Raw genomic sequence first — 24,327 nt, forward strand, 5'->3', positions numbered from 1 at the left:
GGGGAAGTTAACTAAGACGGGCTTTTTGATTCAGAATCCCCAACATCCCTAATTCTGACCCTGATTTTGCCACACATCCCATCAATAGAGAATGTTCTAGGCTGGCGATCGTCTAATCTGCCTTCTTTTCTTTAACCCAGTTAACATCCTAGTTTTCCCAGATAGTCAAGTGCAACCGTAAAAAGGGCGTTGGATGAAAAAAAAGCTAAAACCCTTGCCAGCAAAGGGATTTATAGACTTTTGCCCTGCACAAAGCAACATTTGCTTGATATAATGATTGGTTAGAGAAACAGCCCTCTACTAATGCCTCAATAAACCAAACCCCATCTCACCAATTAACCAGGAGTCTATCAATATGAAATTACATAACTTAACTGTTGCTAGTGGTCTAGCAATTCTCGCTTCTATGGCTTTTGCGCCACAAGTCATAGCAGATCCAGTTACTATAGATGCAGAATTTGAGGGTATTATAGGTACAGTTTGCGTGTTTAGCGACCTGCAAAATGGTATTTTGGCTAAAGATGATGATAATGCAACTCAATGGTGGCTAGAAGCCTCTAGAGGTACTAATGCGGGCAATTTAGGTACAGCAGGGACAGTAACCATCAATTGTAACGTTGGTGGAACTGTAAGCGTGGCTCAACCTGTTCAGCTAGCAGCACCCGCCGCCTTTAATGGTAATATTGCTCATGCTGTAGTTTATCGTCCAGATGGGCAGTATACAACTTCTGGTACCGGAGAGAACTTTGATTGGTGGCCTAACGAAACTGAAGAGTTAGAGATTCCTAATGCTGAAGACTTGACTTTACAAATTGCCATGATTGTTGGCGATAATGAAGGGTTTGAGCCAGTACCTAATGGATTATATCGTTATCGTGTGACTATCACCGCTACCCCTAACTAGAGCTAAAATTAGGATAGGCTGATTGACAGCCAATATAGGTAACTTTTATGTCAGGGAGAATTGAGCCTAAAAACTCTAATTCTCCCTGGTGGTTGTTTTCCTAATTGCTGATTTGGCAGTCAATCCCAAACCCCAAAGTTGATTTACCTATCTAGTCAAAGCAAAGCCAAAAAACTGGTTTAGGAACGCCAAAAATATGATATTACGTCCTTTATGGGTAGTCATAACTCTCGGTATTGTCGGCGTTGTGACATTTCCCGTGCAAGTCTTAGCCACAGGTTCAGAAACCACAGTTGAGGTTACTACTGATGTTGAGAAATCCTGTGAATTTTTTACTACTAGGAATGGTACATTAAAACTCAATGATGTAAATCTCGCTCAATTGGTAACTGATGAGCCTGCTGAAGTAGAAGTTTTATGTAACACTGACGCTAAGTTAAGTATAACCAATGTCAGACAAGATGAAGCACCCCGTGAATTTCAACCCATTAATTTACGCGCTTTGATTAATAATCAGCTACACTGGCAGGGAGATAGTGCTACAACTGCTATTACCCAAATTAATGGCGGAACTACTCAGGATTTCCAGATTTCTCTGGAAGTAAGCCATGACGGTGAGATTATGCCTGCCGGAACCTACAAATACACTATTACAGTGACCGCAATTCCTGATTAAGCAATAGTAGACCTGCTAATCATCACAGAAATTAACCATCATAATCTACTGAGATGTCGCGCATTTTATCCTATTTTAGCAAAATTTTGCTATCAAGTTTGTTATTATTGCCTGGTGCAGCCACAGCCGACGTGCGGGTTTCTCCCATGGTAATAGAAACCGAAATCAACCGAGGTCAAGCACAGGGAACCATCGCCGTTTCTAACGTTGGTGATCAAAATTTTCGAGCCAGAATTTTTAGCCTTCCCTTTACCTACGATGCTGAACAGGGATTTCAATTTTTAGAATCAAGTGATAACGATTTGACCCCCTATCTACAGTTTTCCCCTCGCGAATTAGAAGTCCCTGGTAGAGACCAGCGCCGCATTCGGTTTATTGCTCGTGTCCCGCCGAGTTTACCTGATGGAGAATATCGAGCAATGCTAATTACCGAAAATTTAGAAGCCATCATTGAGGAACAAACAGATGAAACCGGAAATTTTGTATTAAGGACGACTATTGTTCCTCAAATTGGGGTAGCAGTCTATGTTCGCAAGGGAGATATTTCTCACGATTTAGATATTGTTAATGTTCGCTATAATCCCGAGTCGAATCGTTTACAGTTATTGGTTCGTAATAGTGGACAAGCCAGTGTGATTGTGCAACCAGAATGGGTAATTTCTCAAGGAAATCAAGAAATCCAGAGTGGTCGTGGTGTAGATACTACCGTGATTGCGGAAAAAGAACGTTTGGTTAATATCAATTCTAATCAACCCCTTGAACCGGGAGATTATCAACTTTCTGGGAATTTGGGTTGGGGAGTAAACCGGAATAACAAAATCCCATTCAGCGTAACATTTACCGTTCCTTAATATCGTGATTAATGGAGTATATTATCAGGAAAATACTGCCATAATCTGACGGTAAGCAAGGCAGTTTTAACACTGAGTTATGCCAAATATTTATAAGTGTTTATTTTATGGTTTGCAGTTATTGACCCTGATGGCTGTTGAAAATTTGTGGATACAATCTGCTGGGAGTTTCCCAGATATCACAGAGGAAATTACCCCAGAATCACCGGAATTCACGATTTTTATTATTGGCTTAAATGCTGGTCGGCGCAATGTTAAAACTGGGGTATTTGTGCGCGGGTCAGTAACGGATAATGAGGTGATAAATTTTGGGGATTGGCTAATTCCTTATGATGAAGTTTTGCAGGTTCTACAGTTTACATCTACAGTTATATCAGATAATGAAGTCGAATTGCGATCGCCTTTTAAAATTGTCCGCCTTAACCTCGATGAAATTCGCAACGACCCCGAATTAGGGTTAGTCCTTTCTGTGCAAGATATTCAAGACTTATTTGATATTGAATCAGAATTTAGTTTTCGGGAATATGCAATTATTTTTGATGTCCCCGAAGTCAGAAGGGGGAGAAGAACCAGCCGGGAAAGACCCCCAGTAATTTTAGAAGGATTGCCAGAAATTTCCCCCCCCAACTTTAACATTGGTATGATAGAACAGCGGGTTAATCTTACCAAAAACCAAGGTTTTGACCTGAACAACACAGGTCGCCTATCCGCCGTCGGAACAGTTTTAGATAGTAGTTGGTTTCTCACCCTTAATCAGGGAGACATAACCGACAGCGAAACCTGGCGATTATCCGAATTTCAAATCATCCGCCAAACTGAATCTAGCGATTATTTTTTAGGTTCTCAACGGCGATTTTGGCGAGACCAAAGGACTACAGGTGACTTTTGGGGATTTACTACTATTCAAAGGCGGGGATATTCTCCTAGTTCATTATTGGGTAGTGGTGCCGCCAACCCTCGCCAACGTTTGCAACCAGAACAAGTCACCCCCACCATAACAGGTAATGCTGAACCAGGAACTTTAGCACAACTGGTATCGAGTCGTTATCGTGGGGAAGTCATAGCAGAACAGTTTGTCGATAATTCTGGCTTTTACCGTTTTGATAATGTTCCTGTAGGTAGAGAGGTTGGCAGAAATTACTATGTTTTACTTTACCCTGGCGGTTCTCTAATTAGTGAACCCATCATAGAAGAAGCTAGGTTTACCATTTTACCAGAACAACTGCCTCAAGGAGCATCAGCATTAGTAATTTCTGGGGGGTGGCAGCGTCGTTTTAATCCCGGTCATGATTTTTGGGGAGAACTCAACGAATTTAATGCCGGAGTTTCTCAGCGTTGGGGGATAACTGAAGATTTAACAGTCGGTTTAGGTGGCGTTTATGATTCATCTACCCGTGGTTTAGCGGAAGTTTTTTATCAGCCTAAAGGAACACCTTTGCGAGTAGGTATTTCTGGCTTTGTGGGGGATGATGCTAATATTAATGCCGATGTGGTTTGGGATTCTCGACAATTTTATGCAACTTTCAATAGTGACTTTGATAGAACTTGGTATAGTCTCAATTGGAGACTTTGGCGGGGATTGACATTATTTGGGAGTGGGGATTTGGATAGGTCTTCGAGTTTGGGTCTGCAATATTTTTGGGGTAGGCGCAATTTTTCTACTAATATCCGTGTCAGTGTTGATACAGATGAAACTATAAATTGGCATCTTAACCAACGTTTCGGCAACTTTTACCTATTTCAGAGAGGTTTTAATATTCCTCTCGGCTATGCTAATTCCGCCTCTAGGGATAGTCGCACTAATTCCCAATTATCCTATCGTTGGGACGCTAATAATTCTATATTCCTTAATTATGATACTGTCAATTCTCCCAGAAGTTCCCGACCTGGGGATAATTTATTAACGGCTTATTGGAGTTATAGGTCTCCGGTTAGAACTGCTTTTGGTGAGTTACTTTGGCAGGTTGAATTAGGCTATGGTGTCGGTTCCCAAGGACATGGATTATATAGTACATTAGGAACGACTATTATACCAGGGGTATTATTACAGGCGCGCTATGAAGGTGTATCTTTAACTTCTGACCAAAACCGTTTTAGTCTGCAATTAGTTTCCAGTTTAGGACTACAACAGGGAATTAGTCCGGGTCACAGACGCATTGACCGTATGCGTCAACAGGGAGGGTTATTAATTCAACCTTTTTATGACCTAAATAATAACGGTAAACTAGATTCGAGTGAGGAAATATATGCGGATAGTTCGGAGTTTCTGATTATCGATAATGAATTGGTTAGACCTACACAAATGATTTGGCATCATGGTCGTTTTCTCGTACATCTTAACCCCGGAATGTATCGTGTAGACTTAGACCCGGCAGGTTTTCCCCCAGATTTTCAACCCCTAGAAACGGCTTTTGCTGTACAGGTGGCGGAGGGGAGTTATACACCTATTCTCATTCCTCTGGCTGCTTCTTATACCATTGCTGGAGTAGTTACCAATACGCTGGGAGAACCGATTTTAGGTGCGCGAGTTGAGGCTTTTGATAGTGATGGACGTTCGGCGAGTTTATCAATTACTAATGCGGCGGGAGTTTATTATCTGGAACAATTGCGACCCGGAACTTATCAGCTCAAGGTTAACGGTAGGTCGCAGGTGCAACCTAATACTATTACTATTGATGAAAATTCGGAGACGTTGGAGGAGTTAAATATACAACTACTAGATTAATCTGGTGGTGGAGGTCTTCGGTTCCTTCCCGGAAAGCCATATATATGCCGCCACATTTTCCCATGATATAAGTATAAGTCAATCCCTAGGATTTGTCAAGGGGAAAGGGAATCTTTATCTAACTCCCCGAAAAACCTGGGAATGATTGAGCCAAATTTGGGAAATAAACTCTCGAAACCGTTGATGGTTTCGGGGTAACATTTCCGGCTTTTGCTCTGGGGGATTTAATGCGACTAAAAAAGGTATTACTTCTGTATCCAAAGCTACCCTAAATAACTCCCAGGGCCAAATCAAATCAGCACTGTCTCGCAAATCATAGCAAAGGGGCTGATTTTCTGTGGTCAATTCCACGAGCATTAAGGGACGCACCCAACAGACTTGGCGCAGGATAACGACTTGAATTACCTCGGCATAAAGAGAGGTATTTTCAGCATCAATAGCTACAATTTGACCGGAGTTAAATTGAGGTAAATTATTCATATATACTACAAACTATCAATCTCGATTAAAGCCTGATTTAAGTCTGACATCAACCTGAGAGATTCTTTTTTTGCGGGACCTGTGGCATATTTGTTGACTTCTAGGGGTTTCCCAATTGTGACGTTAACTTCAGAGCGCCAATGGGGAATATTGGGGCTATAATGGATAGATATAGGCACAATCTTAACCCCTAAATTAGGATAGTGGGATTCAGCCTGAATTGCCAAACGACCTAATCCGGCTTTGAGAGGGTGAATTTGGTGATCCCTAAAAATGCCTGCTTCTGGAAAAATCACTAACATTTCTCCCTGGCGCAGTAAATCAACGCCATATCGCAAAGTGGCGATCGCTGGATGTTTTTGATTAACCGCAAACCCTCCGATTTGGCGAATAAACCACCCTTGAAGTCCTTGCATTTCATCAGCAGTTACCATAAACCGCGAATCTCGTCCAGTGACATAAGGACCTGTTGCAAATGGTACAATAAAAGCATCCCAACGAGATCTATGGGTAGGTGCTAAAATCACCGGACCATCTTTGGGTAAATTCTCCTGTCCGGTGACGGTAATCTTTTTAAAATAGAAGGGAAGAACCCCATAGCGTCCCAGGGGATAAACAATAGAAGTTAACCAATGCGCGACACCAGAGGATTTAGTCTGGCTAGAAGGAGATGAATTAGACCAGGGTTTAATCGATTGAACTGTTACCATGACAATAATTTGGGATTTCTAAACTCTATAAGTCTAAGGTAAATCCTTTAACCCCCTCTGTCATGGCAGAGGATGACAGTTATTAGATTGTCTCAATGGTTACATATTAGCGCGATGTTGAGCAAACCAGGATTGCAGTTGTTGGCGACAGGATGATTCGAGAATACCCCCTAGGACAGGGAGACGATGATAGGAGGCGGGACTGTCTGGAAGATTGAAAACGGTGCGAATGCTGCCAGTTTTGGGGTCGTCGGCACCATAGACCAATAAACCTATCCTAGCTTGAATAATGGCTCCTGCACACATGGGACAGGGTTCTAGGGTGACATACAGGGTGCAGGTGTCTAAATGCCAATCTCCTAATACCTGACTGGCTTGCCGTAATGCTATAATCTCAGCATGGGCGGTGGGGTCTCGATCGCGTTCCCGGCGATTTTCCCCCTGGGCAATCAGTTTTCCCTGTTGATTGACAATGACTGCACCGACGGGGACTTCTCCGGCTTCTCCTGCTGCTGCGCCTAGTTTTAAGGCCTGTCGCATCCAGTGACTATGGGTGGTGTAGGTTGGCTGCATGGGAAACTCTGGCTAAGGTCGCCTGGAATGTTCATCAGTCACCATGGCTTCTCCTAAATTGCGATAAAACCACAGGTGAACAGGTCCTGGCTGAAGGTCTATGGCTTTTTGATAATGAGCGATCGCTAATTGGGTTTGACCCTGGCTATGCAAAAGCTGTCCCAACTCCTGATGTAGATCAGGGTTGTTGGGACTGGCTTGGAGTAAATGCCGATAATGAGAAATCGGATCGGTTTTAGAGGCTACCTTTTTTTTTTGCGATCGCCTGCTTGAGAGCATCATAACCCTCTTCAAATTCTGGGTCAATGGTGATGGACTGTTTGAAATGAGCGATCGCTTCTTCTAAGCGTCCTTCCTCAACCAAGGCTTGTCCCAGGTGATATTGTACATGGGGAGAGTAGGGATTAAGTTCGCCTGCCTTCTGATAAGCTATAATTGCCTCATCCCAGCGTTGACCACGAGCTAGGGTATAACCTAGTTGATGATGGGCTACGGCTGACTGGGGATTGAGAATACAGGCTTGGTGAAATCCTATGATCGCATCTTCGATTTTTCCCTTGCTTCTGAGAAACTGTGCAAATTTTTCGTAGGATTCGCTAGAATTGGGATGAAACTCATGGCTTTCGCTATAGGCGGCGATTTCCTCGTCTAGGTGGCGCTGCTTGTCCTGAACTTCCTGTAGATGAGTTTGAATTTCAGCCTGGTTGGGGGGATTAAGATATAAGGCTTTTTGATAGGTGGCGATCGCCTCTGACCAATGGTAAAGTTTAGTCAAAGCCTGACCTAAATCAAACAGGACTGGGGTGGAAGTGGGATGGAGTTCGGAAGCCTTTTGATAGGCGGCGAGTGCTTCTGATAGGCGATCGCATTTGGTTAAAGCCTGCCCTAACTGATGGTAGAATGAAGCAGAGTTAGGATCGACTTGGGTGGCTTTTCGGAATATATCAACGGCGGCTTCCCATTGATTTAATTGGGTTAAAACCTGTCCTAGGGGTTGCAGAATTTCTACCAAATTCGGGTCTAACTCCAAGGCTTTCTGATAACTCTCCGCCGCTTCCGATAGCTTTCCACTATTGGCTAAAGCTGTTCCCAGGTATTTATGACTGGTGGCTGAGTTAGGATCAACAATACAACAGCGACGGTATAGGGTGGCTAATTCCTCCCAACGTCCTTGGGACTCCAGGACTGTTTGCAATTTGGGCAGGGGTTCTGATAAATTGGGATTAAGTTCGTAGGCTCGACGATAGGAGGCGATCGCTTCTTCGGTTTCTCCCAAAGCCTCCAAAGTTTGACCCAAACTCATATAACAGTCAGACCAATAAGGGTTTAATTCTAACCCCTGACGATAGGCTGTAACTGCTTCTGAATATTGCTGTTGTTGGTGGTAGGCTTTACCCAAGCTGTGGTATAGTTCGGCATCATCGGCTGTTAACTCAATGGCTTTTTGCCATAGGGAAACGGCCTCCTCTAGGCGACCTTCTTTGAGCAGCACTAGGGCTAAATTGTGGTAAAATTGCCAGAAATCTGGGTCAAGTTCAATAGCCTGGCGGAAACAACTAACGGCTTCTGGTAAGTTACCCTGTTGATTTAGGAGGGTTCCCAGATTATCATAAGACCAGGCAGAATTAGGGTTAAGTTCCGTAGCTTGACGGTAGGCTGCAATAGCTTCGTCGATTTTACCCTGTTGGCTGAGGGCTTCTCCCAAGTTATGATAATACCAAGCTGATTTAGGACTTTCTGCGATCGCCTGATTATAGGATGCGATCGCCTCGTCTAACTGACCTTTTCTTAGGAGTTGATTGGCTGTGTCGAAATAACTGACGCTCATGTTAGGATTTTTGACTATATTTTGATATGGAAGAACAGATGATTGATATTTGTTGGTTATGACCCGCCCTAGAGACTGACCCACAGTTTAACTGGATGTTCCCATCCCATTACTCAATGGAGCCATCCCTCCCAATTGTACATAATTTATGGAATTTGACCGCCAAAAATTAGAACAAATCGACTCGGAGTTAGAGCGATCGCAGTCGTGGCTAGAACAAATCTCCCACCAGATGGAACAGTTACCCGCCCAGGGTAGTCCATCCCCGGCAATTATACCACCTAGCTTACCACAGCGAAAATCTATTTTATTTTATCGAGATTATCGGGGACTAACCGGAGGTCATTTAAAAGTCTGGGATTATTTTAATCATATTCTCGATTCCCCGGACTACCTACCCCAGATTTATTTTTCTCCCGAAAGTGCGATCGATGCTAATAACCCGTGGTTCAATATTGACAAACAACTAATTTTATCTAAACCGCTATCAGATCCCGACATTATCTTTATGGACGGTATGGACTGGGAATTTTTATCAGCCAGCCAGCGCCACAACTCCCCCATACCAATTATTAATCTAATTCAGCACATCCGGCACGCCTACCCAGATAATCCCCGCTATCAGTTTCTCAACCATAAAGCGATCCGCATTTGTGTTAGCCCAGAAGTGGGAACCTATCTGGCAGAATCACGTCGAGTCAATGGACCCCTGTTTATTATCCCCAATGGCTTAGATACCAGTAGTTTCCCCCAACCCCGACCCGACCCCCAACGGGATATCGAAATCCTGATTTCGGCCCTTAAACAACCGGAACTAGGCGAACAGTTACAACAAAGGTTAGCAGCAATGGGCTATGGGGTGCAACTGCTAACATCCCTAATTCCCAGAAGAGATTATCTACAGTACCTCAACCGTGCTAAAATTACGATACTCCTGCCTAACCGCGAAGAGGGAGAGGGATTTTACCTTCCCGCCCTAGAAGCCATGGCTATGGGGACTCTTACCATCTGTCCAGATTGTATAGGGAATCGGTGTTTCTGTTTTCCCGGTTACAATTGTCTGCGACCCAAGTATGCTCTGGAAGGGCTGCTAGAAGCGGTCAAAGAGGCGATCGCCTTTTCTGAGGTGCGGAAGTCTCTGGTCAAAAAAGCAGCCTTTCAAACGGTCGCTGAACATGGTTTAATCAAAGAACGGACAGCATTTATGGAAATCCTGAACCATCTGGAGGATTTATGGTAAACTCCCACCGACTGGCGGGCTAGGCTGCCCGGGTTAGTAGCTAGTCAGTTATAGACCTTAATAAACGCTATATTTGCCATTCACTTATAAACTAAAGATAAACCTACATTTATACCATGCAGCAATCTCCCCAACCATCTGCTTTACCCGTGAAACCAAACCAGCCAAAACCTAATCAGACTAATTCACCCCCGAAAAATCCTCGGGAACATCATCGCTTTTTGTATTATAAAAGTGTATTGACTAATCTTATAGATGTCAAAACTACTACAGGGCTAGAAATAGGAGCATTTGATCGCCCATTTTTCACACCAGGTCAAGGAGACATCAGCTATGCTGACTATAGGACAACACAAGAGTTAAAGAAACTCGCCAGGGATACTCCTGGTCATAGTGCCAATTTTGTGGTTGATGTAACATACAATTTGTCACAAATCAATCTGAGTGATATTCCCAAGAAACATGATTATATAATTGGTTCTCATGTTTTGGAACATACACCCAACATGATTGGTTTTCTGAATCAGATTTCCGATTTATTAAATAATACTGGTTTTGCTTTTTTCGTCATCCCTGATAAGCGTTATACTTTCGATGTCCTTAAACCCCTAACCAGCCTGGGTGAGATATTAGAGAACAACTTTAATAACTTAGAAAGACCGTCTTTTCGTCATGTATTTAATTCTAACTATTACAATAGACCCTTAAATCTTGGTGATGTGTGGTCTGGAAAAACCAACAGCCAGTCACTTTCTCGAATCCCCAGAGATGTCAAACAACTAATCTCGACGGCAGCAAAATCTAAAGAGTCATATATTGATACCCATTGCAATATTTTCACGGATGTACATTTCTATGATGTGATATCTGAGTTAATTAAATATAATCTGGTGAATTTTGCCAAAGCAGAAGTTTATCAAACTAAACAAGGATATCTAGACTTTTTGTGTATTCTCTGGAAAGCAGAAAGCCGGACCTCCGAGATTTACAGTTTGTTTCCCGACTTAAAAAGTAGACTGATCAATTCTAATCTTCCTTCCTCAACTGCCACTTCGGCAACTATACCTCAAACTGTAGATGTGAGTAATTTGCCTAAGTTAGAATCTCTGCGAAGCAGTCTGACAGATTATCAACACAAACTCAAGAAAATCGTAGATGATTTTAAATAAAGTTGAATGTTGAATATTGGTGAGTAGTATAGTGGGACTTAATACCCAGAGGTGGGAACCTATTTCGCCGAATCACGTCAGGTGAATGGATCAGTGTTTATGCTCCCAAGTTACCACCAAGGTTAGCAGCAATGGGCTATGGGGTGCAACTGCTGACATCCCTAATTCCCAGAAGAGATTATCTACAGTACCTCAACCGTGCTAAAATTACGATACTCCTGCCTAACCGCGAAGAGGGAGAGGGATTTTACCTTCCCGCCCTAGAAGCCATGGCTATGGGGACTCTTACCATCTGTCCAGATTGTATAGGGAATCGGTGTTTCTGTTTTCCCGGTTACAATTGTCTGCGACCCAAGTATGCTCTGGAAGGGCTGCTAGAAGCGGTCAAAGAGGCGATCGCCTTTTCTGAGGTGCGGAAGTCTCTGGTCAAAAAAGCAGCCTTTCAAACGGTCGCTGAACATGGTTTAATCAAAGAACGGACAGCATTTATGGAAATCCTGAACCATCTGGAGGATTTATGGTAAACTCCCACCGACTGGCGGGCGAGGCTGTCAGGGTTAGTAGCTAGTCAGTTATGAACCTTAATAAACGCTATATTTGCCATTCACTTATAAACTAAAGATAAACCGACATTTATACCATGCCAGATAAAAAGAGCGAATCCCAGGTTTTAATTATGACAGGAATGCACCGTTCAGGTACATCCTTGACCGCTTCATTATTGCAAAGTGCTGGGTTGCACGTTGGTCGTCGGCTAATGCAGGGAACTGAGTTTAACCCCAAAGGCTACTTTGAGAATATTGATTTTTTTGAATTTCACCTAGATTTATTGCGATCGCAAGGTGTTAATATAGATGGTTGGACATTACAAGACAACCTAGATGTTCCAGACGAGTTTATCGACAAAGCAAATGCAATTGTTGAAAAAAATTCTCTGAGTCATATTTGGGGATGGAAAGAACCTCGGACGACACTATTTTTAGATTTTTGGGCGCAGTTATTACCTGATGCTAAGTTTCTGTTGATTTACCGTTCTCCGTGGGATGTGATAGATTCTCTGTACCGCCGAGGAGATGAAATTTTTAGAAATCAACCCGAACTAGCAGTTAAATATTGGATATTTTATAATCAGAAAGTCTTAGATTTTTATAATAAATATGGTGATAAATGTTTATTAGCCAATATAGAAACAATTGTCAAATATCAAGATAAATATGTAGCGGAAATTAATCAGAAATTCGGGATAAATCTAACTAATCCTTCTCCGGCGGTTTATGATGATTCCCTAATGCAAACCAATATATCAGAAGATGGTCAACGTCCCAGCTTAATCGATTATTACTTTCCTGAAGCCATAGAAATGTATCAGGAACTAGAGAGTCGGGGATGGCATCCTAATCAAACTCCAGATTTATCATGGAATAATCAGATTAAGTCTTCTCCCTATATGGCTTGGGCTTTTAGAGATTGGGCGAATTATCGACTGTCCGCCGCCGAAAATAAGTCTCTTAGGGTTGAGTTAGAAGGGACTCAAGCTAAACTTGAAGAAACTCTGTCTCAGTTAAACCCAACTCGCGATGAATTGGAAGAAACTAGGTCTCAGCTACAGGAAACAGAGTCGATTGTAGAACAGTTAAAATCTCAGTTGGAAAAAACGGAAGGGGTTCTAGAAAAAACTCACAGTCAACTGCAAAAAACTGAGTCAATTTTACAGGAGTCTCACAATCAACTAACTCAAAAGAATACCGAATTAAATCAAGTGCGATCGCAGTTGGAGTCGCAGTTTAGTCAAGTTCAGGAAGAACTAGAACAAGCCAAATCACAGTTGAGTCAAACTCAATGGGACGTGATGAAATATCAATCCCAACTACACCATACGCAGGAAGAACTAGAACAGGCGGAGCAACAAAACCGGGAAATTTTAGCTAACCAAAATCAACTACAGTCTCAACTGAATGAGTCTGAGTCTCGGCTGATGAAAACTGAGATGATGTTTAGTCAATTAAGACTACAACTGGAGCAAGCTAACAAAACCCAAATCCGAACTATTGCTCAACTTCATGATACCCAAGGTAAACTAGAATATTCGGAGTTTCAACAACATCAGTATCTAGCAGAATTAGAACGACTTGAGCCACAACTGGAGAAAACTGAGATCCAATTGAGTCAGTCTTTGGTTAAACTTAACCAGGTTGAGAAAAATCATCAGCGAACTCTGGTACAATTACATCAAACTCAAGGTAACTTGGAGACCTGTCAATTGTATTTAGCTGAAAGTCAACAACAACAAACCCAGTATAAAAATCAACTGGAAGAGTGGGAAGGACTTTGGGGAGAATTAATTGAACAGGAAGATGAGATGGAAAAAGCGATCGCTCAGTATCAGGCAAAATTGCAGGCGACGGAACAGGAGTTAGAATCATCTCAACATCAACTACAGCAAACTCAAGAGGAGAAAACCCAATGGGAACAGGAAATTGAGGAGTACGAAAAACTTTTGGCGGCGGCGAGTACACAGGAAGATGAGATGGAAAAAGCGATCGCTCAGTATCAGGCAAAATTGCAGGCGACGGAACAGGAGTTAGAATCATCTCAACATCAACTACAGCAAACTCAAGAGGAGAAAACCCAATGGGAACAGAAAATTGAGGAGTACGAAAAACTTTTGGCGGCGGCGAGTACACAGGAAGATGAGATGGAAAAAGCGATCGCTCAGTATCAGGCAAAATTGCAGGCGACGGAACAGGAGTTAGAATCATCTCAACATCAACTACAGCAAACTCAAGAGGAGTTACAACGGTCGCAAGACCAACAGTTAAAAATAGAGGAAGAACTGGTTAGGTTCCGTTTAGAGCGATCTTTAAACCCGACTGGGGAGACGACAAAACAAGTAGAGTACAGATTTTTAGTATGGAAGGCATGGTCTTCATATACAATGGGGAACTATGATGACATGGTTGTAAGTTTGAGACAATCTTGGAAATTCCGAAACGACTCTCCCTCAGAGACGATTTTAGATTGGCTAAGAAGTTTTGAGCAATTCTCATCGGAGAAAAGCATCCCGTTTAATTCTGAGTCGCTAACCAAGTTACCGGAGTGGCAAAAACTGATGAAATTGGTCATGGCTAATAAACCCGTTCTAGTCAGCAACCTGTCAAATCCGAAACCCGTCACTTAGAGCCAATTAGGAAAGTTATGTTTCCGTAGCATATATTATTCCTATAACTAAAATTTATCAAATATGCAAGCATCAACTTGTTTTTTTAAGTCTATACAAGTAGGCTAATAGGAGCAAGATGTTGTCTTTAAACTTAGCTTGAATAAGGACAAAAATTTGAGGTCAGTTAATCGATGAAAAGTTCTGTAAACTGGAATAATTTAGAAAGTAAAAGAATTGTCAGAGGCTGGATATCAACTGGAAAAGGAGGTTGTGATCCTTCTGATATCGTCGTATTGATTAATGGTCAAAAATTGACTTCTGAGCAGATTAAGCCAAAAAATTTCCATAATAATAGTGACACTTTAAAGGTTAATTTTTGCTTTGATTTATCTCAATATAATTTAAAAAATGGAGATAAAATACAGTTGGCTTGGAAAGATACGGGAGAAATACTCGGAACCAGTAAATTTGTGGCTGCCAGTCCCCAATCAGATGATGATAATATATATTTGTTTATTCATATTCCAAAAACGGCTGGTACATCTTTTAGAATCGGATTAGAACAACAATTTAATCCTTCTCAAGTTATCTATGATTATGGCATTAAATCTCCAGTCACAAGTCCAATAATTAAATCTTCAATTTACGGGGAATCGGCTAGTCCATTAAGGCTTAAAGACTATGTTGATGAGAAAAAAATAAAAGTCATAGGAGGACATATAGGAGACGCTAATCAACGTGGTATAAAGCATTATTGCTCTATTTTTGGTAATCGTCTCAAATTAGTTACATTTCTGAGAGAACCTATTCGGCGGTGTTTATCTAATTATTTTCATATGTATGATCATTATGGTTATTCCGGTACTGTTGAAACATTTGTAAAACAACGACCTAATTTACAATCGAGAGTATTAAAAGATATAGCTCTGGAAAACTTATATTTTTTGGGAATCACAGAGAAATATAATGAGTCTGTTGAATTTTTTAATCGTATTTCTCAAACTTCCGTACCATCACTCAATCTCAACAAAAACCCTAAAATTGAAAACTTTATACAAAATTTACCTAAATCAACATTAGATGTGGTTGTTGAAAATAATGATCTCGATCTAGAGTTATACAAAGCAGGTGTTCAACTGTTTGATAGAAGATTATCAGAAAGTATGGAATCAAACAAATCAGTGACTTATGTCAATTTTCACCAAAAGGTATCTCCCCATGAAGTTGGTGAAATCTTGTTTAATCATCAGCCAAAACCTCTATACAATGAATCGCTGAATTTAACTTTAATTTTCTGCGCTAAAAGTGCTTGTAGCTTTGCTCTGAAGTGGTTTTTTTATCATGCTGGACTTTACCAAGAGGTGGAATCTTATCATCCTCAGCCTCATATGTATAAAGCCGAGGTTTTTATGGCAAATCCTAAATACAGAAAACAGCTCAGATCCACCCATAAAATTATCCATTCAAATATAGTATGTTTAGTTAGAGATCCTTTTTCTCGTGCTGTCAGTAGCTACCTTCACGCCATTAAAACAGGATATGATAATCCCGAGATATCAAAATTTTTAGGAAGAAAAATAAGCCGTAAAAATAGTTTTTGTTTTGATGAGTTTGTACAATATTTAAAATCACTAGATATTAGAAATTGTAATATTCATCATCAGTTGCAAGCTCATCCTTTAATTGAGATGGGTATCATCAAACCCCATCTTCTCAAAGTTGAGAACTTATTTAATGATTTTGCAAACATCGAAAAAACTTTAGGTCTTAGTCCGGCTCCACTTGAACAAATTAGCAAATCCTTAGAGTTTCATAAAAGACCAAGAGATCACGGATTTGAACAGGAGTGTCATCAAACCAAGTTCAGATGGACTAAACAACAATTATTTCCACATTACAAATATTTCTACTCTGATGAGTTAGTTCGGGATATTGCTAATATTTACCGCGCTGATTTTGAGATATTTGGGTACAAGCCAGAATTAGATTTAGAGTTGACTTCTCAGGCTCCGTCTCAACCTTTATTTGCTCAAATAGAAAAAGATCTGCTCAAGTGGAGAGATGACTTAAATAAAATCAGAGGTTAATAAAGTTTCAAGCCCAACGGAGATTGTTATAATTTATAGAGTTCCTAAATGAATTGAGGTAAGCCCATAAATGAAAAGTTCTGTAAACTGGAATAATTTAGAAAGCCAGGGAATTGTCAGAGGCTGGATATTACCTGACCAAGGAGGTTGTGACCCTTCTGATATCGTTGTCTTAATTAATGGTCAAAAGTTGACTTCTGAGCAGATTAAACCTAAACGTTTCCAGAGAAATAGTGATAATCTACGGGTGAATTTTTGTTTTGATTTATCTCCCTATAATTTACAAAATGGAGACCAAATACAGTTAGCTTTGAAAGATACGGGAGAAATACTGGGAACCAGTAAATCAGGAAGTAGGGAATCCCAAAAATCAGTGACTTATGTTAATTTTGACCAAAATCTATCTCCCCATGAAATTCGTCAAATATGGCTTCGTCATCAGCCAAAACCTCTATACAATAAATCACTGAATTTAACTTTAATTTTCTGCGCTAAAAGTGCTTGTAGCTTTGGTGTAAAGTGGTTTTTTTACCATGCAGGACTATATCAAGATGTAGAATCCTACCATCGTCATCCTCATAGGTATAGAGCCAAGGTTTTTACCCAAGATCGTAAATACAAAAAACAGATCAGATCCACAAAAGAAATTTTAAATTCCCATATTTTATGTTTAGTTAGAAACCCTTTCTATCGAGCAGTTAGTAGCTACATTCATGCTATTAAAACTGGATATGATGATCCCAAAATCTCGAGATTTTTAGGAAGAAATATAAGCCGTAAAAATAGTTTTTGTTTTGATGAGTTTGTACAGTATTTAAAATCACTGGATATTAGAAATTGCAATATTCACCATCAGCTGCAAGCTCATCCTTTAATTGAGATGGGTATTATCAAACCCCATCTTCTCAAAGTTGAGAACTTATTTAATGATTTTGCAGACATCGAAAAAACTTTAGGTCTTAGTCCGGCTCCACTTGAACAAATTAGCAAATCCTTAGAGTTTCATAAAAGACCAAGAGATCACGGATTTCAACAGGAGTGCCATCAAACCAAGTTCAGGTGGACTGAAGAACAATTATTTCCACATTATAAATATTTCTACTCTGAGGAGTTAGTTCGGGATGTTGCTAATCTTTACCGCGCTGATTTTGAGATATTTGGGTACAAACCAGAATTAGATTTAGAGTTGACTTCTCAGGCTCCGTCTCAACCTTCATTTGCTCAAATAGAAAAAGATCTGCTCAAGTGGAGAGAGAACTTAAATGAGATCAGAGGTTAATAAGGTGGGCAGACAAACGGAGATGGTTATAATTTGTAGAGTCGCTCCCAAAATGAAAGCAGTAGGGCGTATTATATACGCCCCTAAAGTTCTGTAATAACAGGTTATCTCTGTTAATAGTTAATCAAATGTTGTTATTCTGAATCTGCCTCTTCTGTATCCTTAGAGGGTTTAATAACTCGGAAGTTAACGACTGTACGTGCTGGGACTTCAGTGGTTTCACCAGTTTCTGGGTTGGTTTTGGTTCTTGCTGGTTGCTCTTTGGGGGTAAATTTCCCTAAACCTCTGACGACAACTGGCTGACCACTCTCAATTTCCTGAGAGATAGCACTAAAAGCCAAGTCCAAAATCGCTCTAACTCTTTTCTTGGGAATTTTGGCTTCTTCGGCGACGCGCTGGACCAGTTCATTTGTTTTCATACCCAAAAACTCCTATGATTAGGTGGGAACAGCCAGATTATTGTTCTAACTGACTTTACTATAACAACTTTTTGTCTATGTGTCAAGTCTATAGACACAATCTAACAACAAAATCTCTGATTAACTACCACTTTGTTTGGAGTTCTAGGCGCAAACGTAAGGTACTCAAGGGGATGGTAGCGATTAGACTTAGGGAGTTAATGGAAGAAGTGTGTCCAGATTTGGAGGTCGAAATCCTGACTCTGGATATACAGCCTAACTATGTCCACGCATTTTTGGATTGTCCGCCGACCCTAGCCCCGCATCAGATTATCCATCGAATCAAAGCCTATACAGCCCGTCACCTCCGTAAAGAGTTTGAACATTTGCTGGTGCTACCATCAATATGGACTCGTTCCTACCTAGTTTCGACATCGGAGACCATCTCTCAGGAGATTATTGAGAATTATGTGAAACACCAAGGAAAAAGAGGATGAAACACCACCCAACAGACCAGTTGGTAACTATCAATGTCTGGGCTGTTGAAGTTGATAGACTATCTTGGTTAAGGCAGTTATACTGTGGTATGCTACCCTAAGACAAATATCAATAGATGGGTTAGATACTGCATTACAGTCAATCAAATATAGTAAATTAGCTGGGAAAAACTTAGAGATTGAAATTATGACCGAATTCTCTGAAAAATTACCAAATAATACATTTTTATTTATTCATATCCCTAAAACGGCTGGGACTTCTTTTAGGTCTCAAATCGAAAAAAAACTCAAGTGTATTTTTGAGTATGGGGCTGACCCAAAAACTTCCCCATTGGTACATGAGACGATAGATAAAGGTGACTTAACATCTTTTGTGAAATCATTTAAATCGGAGGGCTTTGAAGCTGTATATGGTCATTTTGAGATGGCTAAGTATCAGCCAATTGTAAACGACACGACAAAATTTGCTACTTTCTTGCGACACCCAATTCAGCGATCTATATCTAACTACGAGCATTTTCGTAGACATTATGGGTATGATAAATCTATGGAGGAATTTTTCAGCAATCCCCATTTTTCTAATCAACAATCTAAAGCCCTTGAGGGGATAGAAATTGACGATCTATTTTTTGTAGGAATTACTGAGCGCTATAGTGATTCTATTAAACTATTTAATAAACTGACAAACCTTGGTATTAAGGATGTCCAAATAAATTATAACCCCCAAAAAAAAGTTGATGAGCAGTACGAGTTGGATTCTGAATCCTTGAAATTGATAGAAAGCAAGAATGAGAAGGACTTAGACTTATACTTTAAAGCTCAGTCAATTTTTGAGAGACGACTGGAAGAGATGATGTAATTGTTGCGGCTCTGGTAATTTACAAAGGTGTACGGAAGAAGGTTGAGTCCCTTCTTCCATGGGTGTTAATCTAATCGTCTGAGCTACCATGTCGCAGGTGTAATGTTGACAAAGGAATCTCATTCCCGTCTTCCATAGTAGCCAGAATCAAAATTTCTACTTCACTGGGTGTTTCACTGACATCAAGGGTTTTGACGAAGCCACTATCAATAGCATGGGGGACATCTGGAAATACTTTGGCGACATCACCACGTTCCTGGTTCATTTTGGATTCGCCAAGGACACGATCGCCACAGATAAACTTGATTAGTTTAGCCGGAGAGTGCTTACCAATCACCCATCCCTGAATCAGCATATTTTCTTCATTGAAAGGATGGTGTAGCTTGGGTAAATCGATCGCACATCCTAAAAGCGCCTCCTTATCCTCAGACATTGATATCGCCACCACTTGATTTTCATCATTACTCAGACGAATACCATAATCTTGTCGTATGCGACTCAGGTTAGGGTTATAACAGGGGTCATTCTTGAGTACATCTCTCCACCGCTGCTTCATGATTTTAGATTCTCGTTTAAACCGAGCTTCTTTTTCCGGCGTATCCTCATAACCGCGACTCTTAGACTCATAGTGATATAAAACCACATGGGGTAGATAAATATTCCGATATCCTCGGCTGACCAACTTTAAGCAAAAATCCACATCATTAAATGCAACTTCCAACTCTTCATCTAACCCCCCGACTTCCTCAAATGTCTCTCGCCGACACATCAAACAGGCTCCGGTCACGGCGGAGTAATTATTAACCGTTACCAGTTGGTTATAATAACCCAAATGATGAGCCTGATAACCCTTATGGCTGTGACCTGCTACGCCGCCAATTCCCAGGACAACGCCAGCGTGTTGAATGGTATCATCGGGGTAGAGTAACAAAGTACCGACAGCACCAATAGAGGAACGTTGAGCCTGTTCTACCATGGCTTCTATCCAATCGGGGGTCAATACTTCGGTGTCATTATTTAGAAACAGTAAATAATCTCCCCTAGCTTTAGTTACGCCATAGTTATTAATTTGGGGGTAATTAAACGGTACATCGAACTCGTAACAGCTAAAGCGTTGGGGTTCTTTTTGTTTCCAGGCGTTGATAATATCGAAGGTTTCTTGTTCATCACTGCCATTGTCAATGACGACGACTTCATAGTTAGGATAAGTGCTTTTTTCAAAAATTGACTGTAAGCAATGATTGAGAGTAGTTCCCAGGTTGCGAGTGGGGATAATAATACTGACAAGTTTGTGTTCTTCGATGTGATAGCGAACAGTGTATTGACCGGGGAAATTCTCATGATCGGAAACAATTTGCGCCTTTTCCCCGCAACGAGCAAAGGACTCATTTAAGGCTTTTTCTGCTGCTATATAGGCGTAGAGTTTACTGTTGGGGTCGTAGGCGGTGGAGCCGCTATGCTGTCGCCAACTGTAGAGAATTTTGGGGATATGGAAAATATTATTAGTTTTCTCAGTAACGCGCAAGACCAAATCATAGTCTTGACTACCTTCGTAACCAATTCGGAAGTTACTGACTTGATTAACCAGTTCCCGGCGATATACTCCTAAATGGCAGGTATACATCCGTGCTAAAAATGAGTCAGGACACCAATCAGGTTTAAAGTATGGGAACACCCGTTGACCGTACTGGTCTAATTTATCCTCATCGGAATAAATCATATCAGCATCAGGATTTTCATTAAGTACGAGTGCGACCTCATAGAGTGCTTCTGGGGTAATGACATCATCATGATCTAAGAGTGCTATATATTCTCCGATCGCCAATTCCAAAGCCGAATTAGATGCCGCACAGATGTGACCATTTTCTGTCCGAAAAGCGACTTTAATCCGGTTATCTTTTCTGGCATATTCTTCCAGCAGAGGTTTAATCCAAGGTTCGCTGGAATTATCATCAGCGATACACAGTTCCCAGTTCGGATAAACCTGAGAGGTAACTGATTCGATCGCCTTTTTCAGGAACTTTTCCGGGGTATTATATACCGGCATAATCACGCTAATTAGCGGCTTATATCCGAGATAATTAACCGCCTGAGACATTTGCCGTAAGTCAGCGGGTCGGGGCAAATTTTCTCGGAGCCACTGTTCATAACTTTCTTGGTCAATGGGAAACCGTTGCTCAGACGGACGGGATTTTTTCTGAGTTGGAAGAATCGGTGGCTCAGACGGATGGGATTTTTTCTGAGTCGGAAGAATCGGAGTTTCCCGGAAAGTTTCTTGAGGAATAAATAGGTCTACCCCCTCATTTTTTTTTTCAATCACCTGTTGTAGGCGAGAAGCGATCGCGCTATTGTCAGGGTCGAGGTCTTGAGCCATTTGGTAAAAAACGATCGCCCCATCCAACTGAGTTTGTCGAGCCAGAGTATCAGCCAACTTAACATAGAGTTCCGAATCATCAGGCTTAATCTCGATCGCCTTATGATAGGTATCCACATTATCTGGTTCCTGTTCCATCACCTGAAGATAACATCCCAGAGCCTCATCTAAATCGCCTTTAGCGCGTTCTCGCAGTGCATCAGCCAGTTTTTGTTGAATCCCAGGTAAATCCGACTGTACAGCCATGGCGGCGCGATATCCCTTAACCGCCTCTTCCCAATTTTGAAGTCTAACCGAAACCTCTCCCAAATTATAACTAGACCAGGGGAACTCTGGATTCAAGCGCGCCGCCTCTCGGTAAGCCGTAGTCGCCTCCGACCAGCGTTCCAACTTAACCAGAGCCTCCGCCAAACTGTTGTAGGACCAGGAATAATCCGACTTAATCGCGATCGCCTTTTGATAAGCCTCAACCGCTTCCGACCAGCGTTCCAACTTAAACAGTACATCAGCCAAACCATTGTGAGACCAGAACAAATTAGCGTCTAACTGATTAGCCTTTTGATAAGCCTCAATAGCCTGATCAAACGCTTGTTTATCGCGCCATAGGTCTCCCAACTTTTGCCAAACCTCAGCATTATCCGCCGCCAAATCGGTAGCTTTTTGATAGAAAGCGATCGCCTCATCTAGCTGTCCCGTCTGTACCAGAGCATCAGCGAAACCCTTACACAGCTCAAAATCAGCCCCAGAAGCATCCAAAGCCATTGCTTGACGCAGAACCGGGACCACATCAGCCCAACGTTCTTGTCGCAGCAATACCCGACCCAACCCATAATAGGCAGCCGCCAGATTTTTGTCTAATTCCAGGGCTTTACGATAAGCCGCCTCCGCCTCTGACAAATTCCATTGTTGGTTGCGAAGTTCCCCAATTTGGTAGTATCCCGCCGCCCAATTAGGATTAAGCTGTAATAGCTGACCATAGAGAGCGATCGCCCCATCAAAGTCTTGTTTCCCGGCCAAACACTCAGCCAAACCCTGGTAAAAAACTCCTGATTTCGGGTCTAATTCAATAGCCTGACGGTAAGCCGCCTCCGCCTCTGACCAAGCCTGTCCATAAGCCTTCACCTTACCGATACCATAATAAGCCGGAGCCAGTTGTTTATTCAACTCCAAAGCCCGCTGATAACTCTCATAAGCCTGATCCAGCTTACCCTGAGCGAGGCGAGTATTTCCCAGACGCACATGATCTTCCGGGGTAGCCTTATTCGGTTCCAAAGTATAGGCTTTTTCCAGACATATAGAGGCTTCACCCTCTCGTCCCAGACGTTCGAGAACCTTAGCCAAATTGCGATAGACCCCGGCAAAATTAGGATTTTGAGCGATCGCCTGTTGATAAAAGGTAACCGCTTTTTCCAGGCGATCTTCCTGGGCGTACAAGCTACCCAAATTCGCATGAACCTCCGGGAATTGGGGCTTAACTTCCAGAGCCTTATGGTAGGAGCGCACCGCCGCCTCCATTTCCCCCAACACTTGCAAAGCATTCCCCTGAATTTTATATGCTTCCGCCAAATTCGGGTCAAGTCGCAATGCTTTCTGACAAGCCGAAACCGCCTGTTCCCATTTTTTCATAGCGCAGAATGCCTTAGCCTCTTGTAAAACCGTTTCCGGGTTAACCGGGCGACTAATAGGAACCCCCATTCCCTTCTCAATAGGAACTTGTGGAGATTGACCCACCACCAAAACATCTGTCTGAGGAACTTGCGCCGCCGCAGTTGCGGCCGATAAAGTATCTTGAGGAGTTGACACAGCCGCCGCCAAAGTATCCACCGGGTTAGAAACTGCTGGACTTGGGTTATTCAACTCAATAGCCTTACGGAAATAGGTAGCAGCCTCCTGCAATTTACCCTGTTGTTTCAGGGCTTCCCCCAGGTTTTGATAAGCGGCTGCCAAATTAGGATTAAGATTAATAGCATTTTGATAACAGGCTTGTGCTTCCGCGGCCATACCCTGCTGCATCAGACCATCACCCAAAGCCAGATGTTCTTGAGCGCTGACAGTGTGAGGTTCCAGGGTGTAGGCTTTATATTGAGTTCGGATAGCATCTAAGGGGCGATTAAGCTGAGTCCAGACCTTAGCCAAATTCCGATAAGCCCCAGCGAATTCTGGTTTAATCGAGATCGCCTTTTGATAAGCCGCCTGCGCCTGTTCCCATTGTTGCGATCGCGCATAGAGGCTACCCAAATTGGCATAAACCTCAGCCCAGTTCGGTTGTAGTTCCAGAGCCTTGGTATAATTTTGCTTGGCACCTTCGAGATCTCCCCCTCGCAAGGACACATCTCCCAGGATTTTCAATCCCACCGCCGAGGTAGGTTGAATCTTCAATAATTGTTCACAAGCCTTACGAGCATCATCAACCTGTCCTTGTTGAAGATATGCTTCTGCTTGTTGTTGCAGGAACTGGACACTTTTTTGAAGGATCTCTTTAGCTTGCATGGTTTGGCTCAGTTCGGACGGACTCAT

General features: G+C 41.9%; 19 protein-coding genes. 12 read left to right on the forward strand and 7 right to left on the reverse strand.

Translation table 11 applies throughout. The annotated features are described in order from the left end of the window. Positions 1 to 355: 355 nt before the first annotated feature. The 4 genes from NLZ44_RS07020 (at position 356) to NLZ44_RS07035 (ending at position 5,156) form a co-directional block, all read left to right on the forward strand. The gene (locus NLZ44_RS07020; RefSeq protein ID WP_493752297.1) at positions 356 to 904 is read left to right on the forward strand and encodes a hypothetical protein; all 549 of its coding nucleotides are present in this window, start codon (positions 356 to 358) and stop codon (positions 902 to 904) included. A 196-nt stretch (positions 905 to 1,100) separates the two neighbouring features. Beyond that, positions 1,101 to 1,580, forward strand: coding sequence for a hypothetical protein (locus tag NLZ44_RS07025; protein ID WP_493752298.1), 480 nt, complete (start codon positions 1,101 to 1,103; stop codon positions 1,578 to 1,580). 53 nt (positions 1,581 to 1,633) lie between these two features. Then, the gene (locus NLZ44_RS07030) at positions 1,634 to 2,431 is read left to right on the forward strand and encodes a fimbrial biogenesis chaperone (RefSeq protein WP_493752299.1); all 798 of its coding nucleotides are present in this window, start codon (positions 1,634 to 1,636) and stop codon (positions 2,429 to 2,431) included. Between the two features lie 79 nt (positions 2,432 to 2,510). Continuing rightward, a complete protein-coding gene (locus NLZ44_RS07035; RefSeq protein WP_493752300.1) occupies positions 2,511 to 5,156 on the forward strand; it encodes a carboxypeptidase-like regulatory domain-containing protein in 2,646 nt (881 codons plus the stop codon). A 114-nt stretch (positions 5,157 to 5,270) separates the two neighbouring features. Here the strand turns inward: NLZ44_RS07035 and NLZ44_RS07040 are convergent, their stop codons facing one another. The 5 genes from NLZ44_RS07040 to NLZ44_RS07060 form a co-directional block, all read right to left on the reverse strand. Next, positions 5,271 to 5,636 (reverse strand): hypothetical protein, encoded by a 366-nt coding sequence (locus NLZ44_RS07040; protein WP_111894665.1) that lies wholly within the window; start codon positions 5,634 to 5,636, stop codon positions 5,271 to 5,273. Positions 5,637 to 5,641: 5 nt separating this feature from the next. Further along, the gene (locus NLZ44_RS07045) at positions 5,642 to 6,346 is read right to left on the reverse strand and encodes a lysophospholipid acyltransferase family protein (RefSeq protein ID WP_315686151.1); all 705 of its coding nucleotides are present in this window, start codon (positions 6,344 to 6,346) and stop codon (positions 5,642 to 5,644) included. Positions 6,347 to 6,445: 99 nt separating this feature from the next. Next, positions 6,446 to 6,919 carry a tRNA adenosine(34) deaminase TadA gene (gene tadA, locus NLZ44_RS07050; RefSeq protein WP_006623933.1) on the reverse strand — a complete coding sequence of 158 codons (474 nt, stop codon included), beginning with the start codon at positions 6,917 to 6,919 and terminating at the stop codon, positions 6,446 to 6,448. Between the two features lie 12 nt (positions 6,920 to 6,931). Beyond that, complete coding sequence (locus NLZ44_RS07055) at positions 6,932 to 7,201, reverse strand: tetratricopeptide repeat protein (RefSeq protein WP_228116386.1); 270 nt, start codon at positions 7,199 to 7,201, stop codon at positions 6,932 to 6,934. Then, positions 7,155 to 8,747 (reverse strand): tetratricopeptide repeat protein, encoded by a 1,593-nt coding sequence (locus NLZ44_RS07060; protein ID WP_315686153.1) that lies wholly within the window; start codon positions 8,745 to 8,747, stop codon positions 7,155 to 7,157. The genes NLZ44_RS07055 and NLZ44_RS07060 overlap by 47 nt, the downstream gene beginning before the upstream one ends. Positions 8,748 to 8,895: 148 nt before the next feature. Between NLZ44_RS07060 and NLZ44_RS07065 the strand changes: the two genes are divergently transcribed. From NLZ44_RS07065 to NLZ44_RS07090, 6 genes are all read left to right on the forward strand, one after another. Next, positions 8,896 to 9,987 (forward strand): glycosyltransferase, encoded by a 1,092-nt coding sequence (locus tag NLZ44_RS07065; RefSeq protein ID WP_315686154.1) that lies wholly within the window; start codon positions 8,896 to 8,898, stop codon positions 9,985 to 9,987. Between the two features lie 116 nt (positions 9,988 to 10,103). Beyond that, entirely contained in the window at positions 10,104 to 11,156 is a 1,053-nt protein-coding gene (locus tag NLZ44_RS07070; RefSeq protein ID WP_315686156.1) for a methyltransferase domain-containing protein, read from the forward strand. Positions 11,157 to 11,287: 131 nt separating this feature from the next. Next, a complete protein-coding gene (locus tag NLZ44_RS07075) occupies positions 11,288 to 11,680 on the forward strand; it encodes a glycosyltransferase (RefSeq protein WP_315686158.1) in 393 nt (130 codons plus the stop codon). Positions 11,681 to 11,796: 116 nt separating this feature from the next. Continuing rightward, positions 11,797 to 14,334, forward strand: coding sequence for a sulfotransferase family protein (locus NLZ44_RS07080; protein ID WP_493752301.1), 2,538 nt, complete (start codon positions 11,797 to 11,799; stop codon positions 14,332 to 14,334). Positions 14,335 to 14,507: 173 nt separating this feature from the next. After that, a complete protein-coding gene (locus NLZ44_RS07085; protein ID WP_493752302.1) occupies positions 14,508 to 16,403 on the forward strand; it encodes a sulfotransferase family 2 domain-containing protein in 1,896 nt (631 codons plus the stop codon). 70 nt (positions 16,404 to 16,473) lie between these two features. Beyond that, positions 16,474 to 17,682: a sulfotransferase family 2 domain-containing protein gene (locus NLZ44_RS07090; RefSeq protein WP_493752303.1), complete on the forward strand. Its 1,209-nt coding sequence runs from the start codon at positions 16,474 to 16,476 to the stop codon at positions 17,680 to 17,682. 134 nt (positions 17,683 to 17,816) lie between these two features. Here NLZ44_RS07090 and NLZ44_RS07095 read toward each other — a convergent pair whose 3' ends face one another. Further along, entirely contained in the window at positions 17,817 to 18,101 is a 285-nt protein-coding gene (locus tag NLZ44_RS07095) for an HU family DNA-binding protein (protein WP_439516869.1), read from the reverse strand. A gap of 77 nt (positions 18,102 to 18,178) precedes the next feature. Between NLZ44_RS07095 and tnpA the strand changes: the two genes are divergently transcribed. Both tnpA and NLZ44_RS07105 read left to right on the forward strand, forming a co-directional pair. Beyond that, on the forward strand, positions 18,179 to 18,577 hold the full coding sequence (gene tnpA / locus NLZ44_RS07100; protein ID WP_035759243.1) for an IS200/IS605 family transposase: 399 nt from the start codon (positions 18,179 to 18,181) through the stop codon (positions 18,575 to 18,577). A 64-nt stretch (positions 18,578 to 18,641) separates the two neighbouring features. Continuing rightward, positions 18,642 to 19,436, forward strand: a complete 795-nt coding sequence (locus NLZ44_RS07105) for a sulfotransferase family 2 domain-containing protein (protein ID WP_318286163.1) — start codon at positions 18,642 to 18,644, stop codon at positions 19,434 to 19,436. A 70-nt stretch (positions 19,437 to 19,506) separates the two neighbouring features. Here the strand turns inward: NLZ44_RS07105 and NLZ44_RS07110 are convergent, their stop codons facing one another. Further along, positions 19,507 to 24,327 (reverse strand): tetratricopeptide repeat protein, encoded by a 4,821-nt coding sequence (locus NLZ44_RS07110; RefSeq protein ID WP_493752304.1) that lies wholly within the window; start codon positions 24,325 to 24,327, stop codon positions 19,507 to 19,509.

It is taken from the genome of Arthrospira sp. PCC 9901 (assembly GCF_059013425.1).